Below are 13,303 nucleotides of genomic sequence, written 5' to 3' on the forward strand. Positions count from 1 at the left end.
CAAGAATCACTAGGTGTTGAGGAGTCTAAAAGAGGAGGGAAAGTCTGATGAAACGTTGGATTTGTAAGGTTTGTGGCTACATTCATACTGGGAATGAACCCCCTGAGCGTTGCCCCCAATGTGGTGCACCGAAAGAAGAGTTTAGACTTCTTGAAGAAAATGAAAGTGCTGTCGATCAAATTCAATCGGACCAACCTGCGGAGTTTAGGCAAGAAGTTGATGTTTTGGTTGTAGGTTCTGGTGCAGCTGCCTTCTCTGCCGCCATTACGGCTAAAAATGAGGGGTGCTCGGTTATCATGCTGGAAAAAGCCAGTGAGATTGGGGGCACAACCAGACGATCTGGTGGTGGGTTCTGGATACCGAACAATCGCTTTCAACGTAAGCATGGAATCATCGACAATCGGGAGGAAGCCCTCAAGTACATGGTTCGCTATTCTTACCCCCATCTGTATCAGCCAGAGGCAGAGCGCTACGGTGCTCCCCAGAACGAATTTGCCCTAATCGAGGCCATGGTGGATCATGGGGCTGAGATGACTGAATATCTCGAGAATATCGAAGCCTTTAAGCTGATTGAGCAGATTAACTGGACGGGAAAGCTCCAGGTGGATTACCAGGATCACCTGCCGGAAAATCGTTCGATTCGTGGTCGGGTATTATTTACCCAAGATGAAAAGGGAGAATTAACTTATGGTTATGCCCTGATCAATAGTTTCAAAGCCTGGGCTGAGAAAAATGATATACCTATCCTTGTGGATCATCGGGTCACGAAAATCCTCCGGGACGAATCGGGACGGGCCATCGGCCTTGAAGCTAGGAACAAGGGGAAATTGGTTAGCTTTTCAGCAAAAAAAGGCATTATATTTGGTTCCGGCGGTTACTCGCATAATCCAGAGTTGATGTTGCATTTTCAGCGGGGTCCAATCTTCGGAGGCTGTTCTGCACCTACCAATACGGGTGACTTTGTTCGCCTGGGCGGAGCAATTGGTGCTAAGCTAGGTAATATGAGTGGAGCTTTTCGTGCCCAAAGTGTGTTTGAAAGTGTCTTGGAGAACCCTGATGGCTCGAATAATTTGTTCTTTATCCCCGGTGACGGTGTGATAGAAGTCAACCGCTATGGTAAGCGGGTCATGGATGAGAAGAGGAACTATACGGATCGTGGAATGGTGCATTTCGTCTGGGATCCCAATCGTGCCGAGTGGACGAACATGCTACTTTTCATGGTTTTCGACCAACGAACAGCTGAGCTTTGGCAGGGTGATCCTCCGTATCCGATGGCAGGCAGCATACCACCTTACATGATTACCAGTAACACCCTTAAGGAATTGGGTATAGCTATTTCAGCAAGATTAGAAAAATTGCGGAATAAGACCGGCGGCTTTGCCTTAGATGAACATTTCAACGAGACCTTTGCGGAAACGGTCCAGACCTTCAATGGTTATGCTAGGACCGGAGTCGATTCCGATTTCCGTCGCGGTGACTTTGCTTATGACAGAGAATGGACAACTTACCCGCCCACTCAACCCGGCGGCGTCCAGTGGCCGACAGACATGAGTAAGAATTACACCATGGCGCCCCTGAGTGAAGAGGGTCCTTATTATGCGATTATCCTAGCTTCGAGCACCCTGGACACCAATGGTGGCCCGATGATTAATCAGCACTCTCAGGTCTTGGATTATGAAGGCAAGGTAATTCCCGGCTTGTATGGAGCGGGCAACTGTATTGCCTCTCCGACAGGGAATGCTTATTGGGGCGGTGGCAGTACAATCGGACCAGCCTTGACCTTCGGTTATATTGCCGGACTTCAAGTGGCAAAATCGTAGTCTGAAGCCCATCTCCTACAAAGGGAGTATAGGGGTGCAGGTAACTGTGCCCCTCTTTTAATTAGCATTTTCTTGATTGATGTGGTTTCTTAGTTAATTTATTGGTTTTAGATTGTAGTTTTTTCTAGACAAATATAGGGATAATAACTTCAAAGACGTGTATTGAAAATAAAGGGAGATGGATAATATGAGTGAGGTCATCAAGATTTTGGGGATCAGCGGAAGTTTACGCCGGAATTCATATAACAGTGCGGCTTTAAAAGCGGCTCAAGAATTGCAACCGGAAGGTGTAATTATTGAAATCGCTGACATTTCGCAGATACCCTTTTTTAATGAGGACTTAGAAGCAGAAGGGGTTCCCCTGGTCGTTGAAGAATTTAAAAAGAACATTGCGGAGGCCGACGCCTTATTGATTGCAACACCGGAATATAATTACTCGATACCACCGGTTTTAAAAAACGCCCTCGATTGGGCTTCACGGGCAGGTAAACCCTTGGACGGGAAACCCTTGGGGATTATAAGTGCTTCTACGGGAATGTTTGGTGGGGCACGTGTCCAATATCACCTTCGCCAGGTTTGTGTAGGGCTTAATCTTCAGCCGCTAAATAAGCCAGAGGTCTTTATTATGAATGCCCATACAAAATTTGACAAAAGCGGGGCTCTTAACGATGAATTTACTCGTAACGCCATCTCGAAGCTATTACAAGGGTTGGTAATCAAAACCTTGCAGTTGAAGAAATAGAGGCAAAAAATAATTAGTCCCCAATTGTTGGAATTATAGAGGAATTCTGATAAATATCGAGAATATTAATAAAAAATGTTAGCATAATTTATCAGATCAATCGGGAAGTTTTTACGCAAGATCTATAAAGAGAAAAAGCGGGGGTAATTGAAGGAATGGATTCAATTTTTTTTGCAGCATTAACTCAAGAAATGGCTCAAGCCACAAAGCAGGTAATGCAAGAGCTGGGTTTATCTTTTCCCATCAAAGTAGTAAGCTTTGATGAAGGTCCAGAGGTAGTCAAAGCGAATTCTGATGTGGATGTCATGATAAGTAGAGGTCTTATGGTAGACCTAATGAAAAAATACACGGATAAGCCAGTGGTAGGACTGACGATGTCGATCGACGAGATCTTCGAAGCAGTAAACCAACTCATCATTGGTGGCGCAACCAAAGTGGGTGTTGTGGCACATCAAGGGTATATAGAAATGGGGAATTCGGACTTTGCCTTAGGGGACATGACGATACATATCCGTCCTTGGAATACCCTGGAGGATATTCCGAAAATTCTCGAACATTTGAGTAAAATCGGAGTTGACGCTATTGCGGGTGATAAAGGTGGCTCTACAGCGGCGAAGGAACGGGGGTTTGTTGTAGTTACCCTTGAATCAGGATTAAATGCCATGAGAAGGTCCATCAATGAAGCCTCGAAAATTGCTAAGGCTCAAGAGCGAGAGCGAGACAAGGAACGGGAGAAGTCACGCCGTTTTGAACAAGTATTGAATGTGCTTTATTCTGAGTTGGAGCAGTCGGCGTCCTTTATTGAAGAATTAACAGCTTCCTCAGAAGAACTCGCCGCGTCAAGTCAGGAATCGTCTGATATTGCCCTAACAGCCGCTAGAGAAGTGAATAATATCTCGGAAATATTGGATGTGATTCGGCGGGTGGCGCAACAGACTAATTTATTGGGACTTAACGCCGCTATTGAGGCTGCACGAGCTGGTGAACATGGGAGAGGCTTCTCGGTAGTGGCAGAGGAAGTTCGCAAGTTGGCCGATGAGAGCAATAAGTCGGCTAGAAATATTGATGAAATGCTTCATCGTTTTCGCGAGTCGGTCAACATGGTGCAGAAAAATGTTGAGGAGAGCAATGTTATTACTCAGGAACAGGCAAAGGCCACCCAAGTATTGGCTCAGAAGCTGGATGAGCTTAGACTGGTGGGTGAAAAGCTCACTTCCATGGTGGGATCAAACTGAAAATTAAGAAGAAAAAGGCTTAGCAATGCAATTCAGGGCATTATTAAGCCTTTTTCTCTTCAACGAATGCAGAGACTTCTTCGGTGCTTGCGCCGTATAACCACGAAATTTGTAAAATATTTTGTTTATTTCAGAAATGTAAGAGGGGAATGGAAGTCGATGCAGAATTATATAGGCAAGAACTAAATAGAATTCAATTAGGGAGATGTTCACAATATTATTCTGAAAGGAAGTAATGCCAATGGAGCAGAACGTAAAACCTTTTGACAAGTTTTTTTCCGGTAATCATTTGATTCTGGGCGAGGCAGGTTCTGGAAAAACAAAGTTAATATGGTCTATCCTTCAGGACAAAGATTATGTCAAAGAGAATTCAATCAACATTGTTCTTACAGACTCTGAGAAGAGGATGTGGGAAGGGTCGCGTCAAAATCCCGTTACAATTGTAAATCCGTATCATTCTGATATTTCTTGGGCTACCAATCCGAGCAAGCCTGGTGTGTATTATTGTGCTTGTGGGTATGTTCCAAGAATTATTACTTTTCTAGAGTGTTTAGCTACCTGGGCTATTCAAAATGAAAAAAACATTGAACCCAAAGTACGCGTTATTATCGACGTATCCTCAAAAACCTGGGCTCTCCCAGAGTTCACTGAACAAGTCAACAGACTGCATTTCATTGCTTCCGGTCAGGATGAAAACCCTTCGATTGAGATTTGGGCCGCGCTGGGAAGTCTTAAGAAACTAAGCGATCAGGCTAAATCAATCTTTGCCAGCATCAATCTCGTGTTGTTGGATCCGATCTCTCCGTCTTGGATCAATGAAATAAAAGATACCGTAGGTATGAAATGCGACAGTCTTCAGGCGAAATTAGCCGAAATCAAGGTCGAGGGCGAAAAAGGATACTATTACGCTCCTTGCAATGGTTGTGATCTTTATTTCCAGCCGCAAAATAATAAATGCTAAAAGCCAGAAAAATTAAATAAGAAAATGAATAAGAACCGGCTGCTTTAGTAGGGCAGCTGGATATAAGTAAAATTTAGGGTAGGCTGATTGGATTCAGCCTACCCTAAAATAGTATTGAGCAACTAACGCTCCTGATCTTGCATCGAATAGCCATCTCGCTTAACATCACTCATACTTACTGAATCATCTTTTGCTTCGACCTTCTTAAGCCGTTTGACTACCCCATAAGGTTCTTCTAAGGAAAGGGCATCCCCTCTCCCGGTAATAACCCATAAGGTTCTAAACCCCTTAGGTAAGGTTTGCAGCTTCTCTTCACCACGACCATCAGTAAAATAGATTAACAAATTCACCTTATGCTCATTGGCATATTCAAAAACTGGGGTAAATCGAGTACCACCTCGGGTATTAATTCGCTCCCTAATATCCTTTGTGGATTTAATAGTATAGACGCGTCTGATCTCACTATCGCATTCGACGATTGTAATTTCGTGATTATAGTTCTTAACAATAGCAAGGACTTCCTGCACAGCTTGATTGAATTCCTGATCGCTGATGCTACCGCTGATATCCAGGGCCACAATGATGTTGGCTTTATGACTCCGGAGCTGACCTCGCAGATCCAAGCGATGGGGTTGTCGTCTGTTTCGACGGGTTACAGTTTTCTTATTATTGCTTTCCACAGATCCCATCAAGCGTTTGAGATAGAGGTTCCAAGGCAATTCCCCCTTGTTACTTTGAAAGGAGGAGATGAGACTTTCTAAATAATGGGGAACGCTCCCTTTTTGGGCCTGAGCAATATAGTGCTCAGTAAATTCTTGGAGGGTTTTAGGGTCGAGCTCATTGGAATCTTCCCAAAGGTCATGGGCTTTTGCGGGATCATAGACGGTAGCTAGAGTTCCGTCCTGTTGGGGATCCGAGGCTTCAGGGTTATGACGATCATCGTCTTCATCCCTATCACTTTCGTCGCTCGCCTCCTCATCCGCTTCCCATAAGTCCAGAGCCGTTTGCAACTCTTCAACATAATACTCAAAGGTTTTAAAGGGCAGAAGCTGTAACGAATAATTCAGATTAACCCATTTCAAGGTCACCGAATAAGGGGGAAGATCCTCCAAGAAAGTATTAACGACGATATTCATAGCCATGTTAATGGCTGTTTTGCTGTGGGTACTCTTGAACTCTTTGGCTCTAATAAGATGTAGGGATACGATATGGAGTATTTCATGTTTGATGGTGCTCTCCATCTGTAGGAGAGTAAGATTTAAAAAAATGATGGGGTTAAAATAGATGACATATTTTGCCCCTTTGAAATTCACAGCTGTAGGACTGCTGATATCAAAGCGTATTTCTTTGGACATCTGCAGCAAAAAGTAGCCGAAAAAGTGATCCCCGTCCTCCATCAGACTTAAATTCACTTGATCCACAAGGCTGAAAAACTCAGCTTCAAACTTGGGGGGGATGCTTAGTTTGGCTTGATCACCATATTTGCGTTTAGCTTGGACAAAGTCGTTGATGATTAAATCGGCTTTTGCGTAAAGTTCTTGAACCTGATTAGTAAAGGATGTTTCCATAGAGCATCACCTAATTAAACGATAAGCTTCAAAATAAGAGTCGACAAACCCCTCATTCTCGATGGCATGTCTGTAGACTTCCGGATAACTGTTTTTAATATCCTTCATAATACCGATTTTCAAATCCACAGGATAGAGCTTCAGAAACTCGATCAGCCTGTCCATGGAATAGCTTAAATCATCACCCTCGTTGGTGATTGTGGATGCGAGGGTTTTGAGAATATTCTTAGCGGCAAGATAGAGCCGGGTGTGGCTTTCCATTTTTACAGTTTCTTTAAGAGATTCAGGAAGAGAAGGTCCTGAAAAAACATCGGTATAAGAGATGAGAGCCTGATGGTCGGCTTCGGCAAAGCTCATGAACTCTTCGGCAATCAAGCGTCCTACATTTCCCTTGAGGACATTGAGAAAGACCGAGCGAGGTATGGAAGCTTGGTTTTCCAAATATATCCGATAGCTGTTGGATATTCGTTCATAGCTTCTGGGGGTAGCCCTTAGATCATCATCATTGATTTTGTGCAGATATTCGGGGAAGGTGGAGATAAACTCGATAACCTTCTGTTCAATTCCGGCCTCCATGGCCCAATCGATCCATTGATTATAATCGGGCTCCATGGGTAACCACACAAAGCGATTTTCTTGAGCTGCATCCATGTCCACAACCTGGTAATCGAAATCAGCACCGTATTTGCTGGAAGGATTCATGGCAGCTAAGATTTTAACGTTTTTAGGCAACCTATAGCCGTTGATTTCTCGATTTAAGATTAAATTCATCAGTTCCTGCTGAACGGTATGTTCACAGCGATTGATCTCATCGATAAATAGGAGCACCGTTCTTCCTTTTCCTACTTCCTCATCGATTTCGCGAAGCTTATGATGGACGGCATAGATCGTGGTTTTCTTTTCAACCGGATCTCCTTGATTTTGGACAACATAAGCTTCTACTGTGGGTAAACCACCGATTTCTCCTTCTTTAAGAAGGTTCCCATTGATGACGACGAGACTCCATTGATTTTCCCTAGCAATTTCCTTAGCTAAGGCTGTTTTGCCGATGCCACTTTCGCCCACGATTAATGGGACCTCTTCGGTGGCTAGGACCAATTCAACACTTTTTAAGGTGTCGGTAAAATTCATGATAGCTCCATCTCCTATAACATCTTCAGCTTTTCATCGACAGTGATTTTTTTGGCTTTTTTACTTCCATATTGATCGATAAACATAATTTTGTCGATGGGCATATGGGTGCTGTTTTTATGGATATAATTGCAATTTACAAAATCCCGGATATATTTTTCTTCAACATCCTCACGGGCTAATGCTTCCCGCAAAACCAGTTCTAATTCGGCTTGAGATATTTCATTAATGACGTATTTTATGACCAGAATATTGACTTTTAAAAACTCTAAGATTTTATCCTTGGTTAAATCATGGACAAAGATAATCGCGCTTTCATGTTCCTTGATGGCCAGAAGCTCCGCTTGGTAAGTAGGTGACTTGATATATCTTAAGGCATCATAGCAGATTTTAACGGCTTCTTCTTGGACGCGAGGGTAAGGAGCCTGAATAAACTTAAGGGAATCGTAATTTTTGCGTATCGCTAATAATTGTAATTCTTCACTGGGATTTTTGACATATTTAATAGCCCAGCCAGCTTGGTCGAGGGCTAATTTGACCAACTGATCACTGGGATTCTTAATATACTCTAAGTTAAGCCATCCATCATGGATGGCTTTAACCATCATCTCATCCGTAGGGTTATCAATAAATTGAATAGCTTGACCGTTATTGGATATGGCTAACTCCTGCATCTCTTGAGTTGGCTGAACAATATATTTTAAGGTCAGGCCATTTTTTTGGACAGCTAATAGCTTTAACTCATCAGTGGGATTGGTTAGGTAGGCGATAGCATTGGGATTCGTCTTGATCATTTCGATAAGCTTGGAATGTTCCATTAACCCTTCACCCACTTAGCCACCACAAACCCAGGATTACCTTGTCTTTTCTCCTCAATGGCTAGGGCCTCGGCTGACTGGACGTTTGGCGGAAAGAAAAGACATTCGCCAATCTCGGCGGGTACACCGATTTGCCAGGAGGCTATCTCATCCTTAGTATAAAGAGCGGCACGGGCGAAGACCGAAGTGGGTTTGTTGCGCACGACCTCGGCATAGTATTCGCTCCAGGAACTCTCACCGGCGATGAGCCCAATCATCAGACAGCCCCCAGGCTTTAGATGTTTGAAAAGCTCTTGCAAAACCTTTTCTGGTTCTGGTACGAATTCAAAAGCAGTCATTGAAAAAATCCCATCATAGGTTGCAAGCTGATCCAGAATTTCAGTAATATCCCCATGCCACCAGCGAACAGGTTTAGTGTTCATAACGTTACTTGTCAGTGCTGCAATTTTTTGTTGTGCCCGAGCCATCATTTCGCCGGAAATATCCACTGCAGTAACTTCATATCCCTCTTGCACAAGCCAGCTTGTATAGTGGCCGGTACCACATCCGATTTCCAGGACTTGCGGACCAGGTGACTTAAACATAGATTGTGCCAAGTGACGTTCCACTTGATCAGATACTGAGCCAAGCTCAGTAGAATACCAGGAATCATAGTGTGCGGCAATGGGGTCAAAAAGTGCTTCGTTCATTAGCAATCACCCTCATGTCATTTTTTTGAGTATTTCAAGCATGGTGTTAGAATTTCTACTTTTGCTTGACAATTCCTGCTTGATAACAACTTCTTGTTCTTCCCTCTTCTGCAGACGATTTCCTCCCGAGGATTTCCTCTTTAGTAGACAACTTCCCCCTGTAGGTCGCATCAACTATATTTTACAAATGCTTAAGTCAAAGGCAGTTCTTGTCGATATAGATAACATAGAGATCAGTTATTGTACGGTATGTTTAATTGTATGACATGAAAGGGAGGATATCAAATGGATATGTCTAAAATTACACCGGTAAACCCTCACCCAAATACCGACAATCGCCTGAAGTCCGAAAAGACAACCAACAAAGGTTCGGAAGCTAATAGGCCTCCTGTCGATGATGTGGCAGCGACCTACGAACCGAGTCGTTCCAAAGCTGACGATTCATTAGGGAAGATGTATTCTCCGGATACCGAGACTATTTCTAGATTAAAAGCCGATGTGGAGATGCGCACTGAACAACTAAGAAGTCTGGTGGAGAGACTGTTATTACAGCAAGGACATAAGCTGAATGATGCAACGAATATCTACGCACTCCTCAGGGAAGGGAAAGTGCAGGTAGATCCGGAGACGGTAGCCAAAGCCCAGGCGGAAATTTCAGAAGAGGGATATTGGGGAGTTAAACAAACTTCTCAGAGAATATTTGATTTTGCAATTGCTTTAACTGGAGGAGACCCCAGTAAAGCGCAAGCCATGAAGGAAGCGGTGAAGAAAGGCTTCGCCCAAGCACAGGAGATGTGGGGCGGGGAGCTTCCCGAGATTAGCCAAAAAACCTATGAAGAAACCCTCAAAAAATTTGATGAGTGGATCGGTAGTAACGAGAAAGAATAATAGTGAATTATTGTGGTTAAGGCAAAGCAAAGTGAGCGGTTGATTTAGAAGTAGAGAATTTCTAGATCAGTCGCTTTTTATTGTTGTTGCTTTCTGATAAATTGTTTAATGCCAAGCCAACTGGTATCATTAGTATAGACCTACAGCCCTTAGTGTGCTGTATTAAGGTAGACAAAACGAAGGATTTGAGATAGATGATGAAAAACCTAGTGATTGGCATCTTAGCACATGTGGATGCGGGCAAGACAACATTATCAGAGAGCATGCTTTATCTAAGCGGTAAAATAGGTAAATTGGGCAGAGTTGACACGAAGGATGCTTATTTAGATACATATGAACTAGAACGAGCAAGAGGAATCACCATTTTTGCGAAGCAAGCCATCTTTGAAATGGGAGAAACTCAGTTTACCCTATTGGATACTCCAGGACATGTGGATTTTTCTGCTGAAATGGAGAGGACCCTCCAGGCTTTAGACTATGCTATTTTAGTGGTAAGCGGCTCAGATGGGGTACAAGGACATACCCAAACCTTATGGAGGTTGCTTCATAAGTATCGCATACCTGTGTTTATCTTTGTCAATAAGATGGATCAGATGGGTACCAATCCGGAGAAGGTAAGGGAAGAATTAAAAAAGCAACTGGCTGAAGGCTGTATTGAATTTGGAGAAATCGGGACGGACGAGTTTTATGATCAGCTGGCCATGTGCGATGAAGCCCTGCTGGAAGAATATTTGGAAACAGGGCATGTCGCCAGTGCCCAGATCCAGAAAGCAATTCAGGAGCGCAAGGTTTTTCCGTGTTTTTTCGGCTCTGCCTTAAAATTAGAGGGCGTTGAACAATTGCTGCAGGGCATTATTCACTACAGTATCGTACCTGACTATCCCAAGGAATTCGGGGCAAAAATATTTAAAATTACCCGAGACGAGCAAGGAAATCGACTTACTCACCTGAAGATTACCGGTGGCAAACTAAAGGTGAAAGATATTCTAATGAATGGTGATTGGCAAGAGAAAGTGAATCAAATTCGGGTTTATTCCGGACAGAAATTTGAGTCGGTGAACGAAATCGGGGCGGGTAATGTATGCGCGGTAACCGGACTCAGCCAAGCGAGACCTGGAGAGGGCTTAGGGATAGAGGAGGCTTCAGATACACCGGTCTTGACACCGGTGCTGTCTTATCGGATTATTCTACCATTAGACTGTGACCCCAGGGTCATGATTCCTAAATTACGTCAGATCGAAGAGGAAGAGCCGGAACTCCATGTGGTCTGGGATGAACAGTTACAGGAAATACAGGTTCAAATCATGGGCGAGGTGCAGATTGAGATTCTGCAGAGCCTTATCCAAGACCGTTTCGGGGTTGAGGTGGCCTTTGATGAGGGGAGAATTCTCTATAAAGAGACGATTGCCAATAGAGTAGAGGGAGTAGGGCATTTTGAACCCTTACGTCATTATGCGGAAGTCCATCTGGTGTTGGAACCGGGTGAACCAGGCAGTGGTCTACAGTTGGGGGCAGAATGCAGTGAGGATAACTTGAGTAAGAGCTGGCAAAGACTTGTCCTAACCCATCTGGCTGAAAAGGAACATATAGGAGTTCTCACCGGCTCAGAGATTACCGATATGAAAATTACCCTCGTGGCGGGTCGAGCGCATACGAAGCATACAGAGGGTGGGGATTTCAGAGAGGCCACCTACCGAGCAGTACGTCAGGGATTGATGGAGGCAGAATCCATTCTGTTGGAACCTTATTATGCCTTTCAGCTGGAATTGCCTGTGAAAATGGTCGGCAGAGCGATGACCGATATTGAGAAGATGCGGGGTACTTGCGCAATAGCTCAAACCAATGACGAGATGACGGTTCTTGTGGGCAGCGCCCCGGTGATTACCATGAAGAATTATCAGAAAGAGGTAGTTGCCTATACGAAGGGTCTGGGCCGACTGTTTTGTAGTCTGAAAGGGTATGAACCCTGCCACAATGAGTCAGAGGTCATCACAAGCATCGGCTATGATCCGGAAAAAGATTTCGGAAACCCGACAGGATCAGTATTTTGTGCTCATGGTACGGGCTATTTAGTAGCTTGGGATGAAGTGAAGAGCCATATGCATCTCGAAAGCTATCTGCAGAAAAGAGCTGATTCAGAAGGAGAAACTGTTCAAAACTACACTAGCTACACAGAAGAGAAATGGATCAGCTTAGACGAGATTGATAAAATTATCAACAGCACCTTTTATGCGAATCAAGGGAAGAAATCTGCTTGGAGAAAACGCAGAACAGCCCGCGATAGTCATTATGAATCAACGACCCCCGTTTTCAGAGAGATGGAAAGCAAGGAAGAATATCTTCTGGTCGATGGCTATAATATCATCCATGCCTGGCCCGAGCTGAAAGAGTTAGTTGAAGACCATATGGAAGGTGCCAGAATAAAGCTGCTGGATAGTCTCAGTAATTATCAGGGGATTCGCAAGTGCCAGATTATCGTTGTGTTTGATGCTCACCTTGTGCAGGGGCATAGGGAGGAAGCCATCGACTACCAGAATATCCATCTGGTATTTACCAAAGAGGCCCAAACGGCAGATCAATATATCGAAAGATTTGCTCATGACAATCGGAAAAGATATCAGATAACAGTTGCCACTTCTGACGGTCTGGAGCAGATAATTATTAGGGGAGCAGGATGTTCCCTGTTATCCGCCAGAGAGCTGAAATTGGAGATCGAGGGTGCCAAGGAAAGAATGATGCAGGACTTCCAAGAAGCAAAGCGTGGCGAGCGTAATTATCTAAGCGATGCCTTATCGCCTGAGGTAAAAGAACAGCTCGAGCAAGTTAAGAAAAGCCCCTAAGCCCCAGCAGAATGATTGGATAGATTTAGTAATTAATGCTAAAATGATATGAAAATAGTTTTAATATGTAGTGGAGGTTATGAATATGAGCGACAATAAAACACATCAAAACTTGATGGAAGCCTTTGCCGGAGAATCACAAGCGAACAGAAAATATCTTGCCTACGCAAAGAAGGCTGAGCAAGAAGGAAAGCTTAACGCAGCCAAGCTCTTTAGAGCGGCATCTGATGCCGAAACCCTTCATGCCCTCAAAGAGTTTGAGATTGCCGGAAAAATTGGTTCGACCAGTGAAAACTTAAAGGATGGGGTTGCTGGGGAGACCTATGAGTATCAGAGTATGTATCCTGGATTTATCGAAACAGCTAAAGAAGAGGGAAATAAAGCTGCCGTAGCTGTCTTTACTTTTGCGATGAAGGCTGAAGAAGTTCATGCTAAGCTCTATCAAGAAGCGTTAGAAAATATGGATGAAGCAGAGGAAGTATTTTATTACTTATGTCCGGTCTGTGGAAATATCGAAAAAGTGGTACCTGAAAAGTGTAGTATTTGTGGAATTTCTGGCGAGAAATTCATTAAATACTAAGAACAATTAGGAAAAAAACAAGGAGCGTTTA

Annotated in this window: 11 protein-coding genes; 7 read left to right on the forward strand and 4 right to left on the reverse strand. The window is 43.8% G+C overall.

Annotated elements, in window-relative coordinates; genetic code table 11:
• Positions 1-47 precede the first annotated feature (47 nt).
• From DESDI_RS07350 to DESDI_RS07365, 4 genes are all read left to right on the forward strand, one after another.
• Positions 48-1,820: an FAD-dependent oxidoreductase gene (locus tag DESDI_RS07350; protein WP_015262006.1), complete on the forward strand. Its 1,773-nt coding sequence runs from the start codon at positions 48-50 to the stop codon at positions 1,818-1,820.
• A 187-nt stretch (positions 1,821-2,007) separates the two neighbouring features.
• Positions 2,008-2,562: an NADPH-dependent FMN reductase gene (locus tag DESDI_RS07355; RefSeq protein WP_015262007.1), complete on the forward strand. Its 555-nt coding sequence runs from the start codon at positions 2,008-2,010 to the stop codon at positions 2,560-2,562.
• A gap of 155 nt (positions 2,563-2,717) precedes the next feature.
• Positions 2,718-3,797, forward strand: coding sequence for a PrpR N-terminal domain-containing protein (locus DESDI_RS07360; protein ID WP_015262008.1), 1,080 nt, complete (start codon positions 2,718-2,720; stop codon positions 3,795-3,797).
• Positions 3,798-4,038: 241 nt separating this feature from the next.
• Positions 4,039-4,758 carry a hypothetical protein gene (locus tag DESDI_RS07365; protein ID WP_015262009.1) on the forward strand — a complete coding sequence of 240 codons (720 nt, stop codon included), beginning with the start codon at positions 4,039-4,041 and terminating at the stop codon, positions 4,756-4,758.
• Positions 4,759-4,880: 122 nt separating this feature from the next.
• Here the strand turns inward: DESDI_RS07365 and DESDI_RS07370 are convergent, their stop codons facing one another.
• The 4 genes from DESDI_RS07370 to DESDI_RS07385 are packed head-to-tail and all read right to left on the reverse strand — an operon-like array spanning position 4,881 to position 8,964.
• A complete protein-coding gene (locus DESDI_RS07370) occupies positions 4,881-6,326 on the reverse strand; it encodes a vWA domain-containing protein (RefSeq protein ID WP_015262010.1) in 1,446 nt (481 codons plus the stop codon).
• 6 nt (positions 6,327-6,332) lie between these two features.
• Positions 6,333-7,457 (reverse strand): ATP-binding protein, encoded by a 1,125-nt coding sequence (locus DESDI_RS07375; RefSeq protein WP_015262011.1) that lies wholly within the window; start codon positions 7,455-7,457, stop codon positions 6,333-6,335.
• A gap of 14 nt (positions 7,458-7,471) precedes the next feature.
• Positions 7,472-8,275: a hypothetical protein gene (locus tag DESDI_RS07380; RefSeq protein ID WP_041219356.1), complete on the reverse strand. Its 804-nt coding sequence runs from the start codon at positions 8,273-8,275 to the stop codon at positions 7,472-7,474.
• Complete coding sequence (locus DESDI_RS07385) at positions 8,275-8,964, reverse strand: class I SAM-dependent methyltransferase (protein ID WP_015262013.1); 690 nt, start codon at positions 8,962-8,964, stop codon at positions 8,275-8,277. The genes DESDI_RS07380 and DESDI_RS07385 overlap by 1 nt, the downstream gene beginning before the upstream one ends.
• 285 nt (positions 8,965-9,249) lie before the next feature.
• Here DESDI_RS07385 and DESDI_RS07390 point away from each other — a divergent pair, with 285 nt between their 5' ends.
• The 3 genes from DESDI_RS07390 to DESDI_RS07400 all read left to right on the forward strand — a co-directional run bounded on the left by DESDI_RS07390 (position 9,250) and on the right by DESDI_RS07400 (position 13,272).
• Positions 9,250-9,852, forward strand: a complete 603-nt coding sequence (locus DESDI_RS07390; protein WP_015262014.1) for a hypothetical protein — start codon at positions 9,250-9,252, stop codon at positions 9,850-9,852.
• Positions 9,853-10,049: 197 nt separating this feature from the next.
• Positions 10,050-12,692 (forward strand): translation factor GTPase family protein, encoded by a 2,643-nt coding sequence (locus DESDI_RS07395; RefSeq protein WP_041219825.1) that lies wholly within the window; start codon positions 10,050-10,052, stop codon positions 12,690-12,692.
• Positions 12,693-12,777: 85 nt separating this feature from the next.
• Positions 12,778-13,272, forward strand: a complete 495-nt coding sequence (locus DESDI_RS07400) for a rubrerythrin family protein (protein ID WP_015262016.1) — start codon at positions 12,778-12,780, stop codon at positions 13,270-13,272.
• Positions 13,273-13,303: the final 31 nt, after the last annotated feature.

This window comes from Desulfitobacterium dichloroeliminans LMG P-21439 (assembly GCF_000243135.2).
Classification (GTDB): domain Bacteria; phylum Bacillota; class Desulfitobacteriia; order Desulfitobacteriales; family Desulfitobacteriaceae; genus Desulfitobacterium; species Desulfitobacterium dichloroeliminans.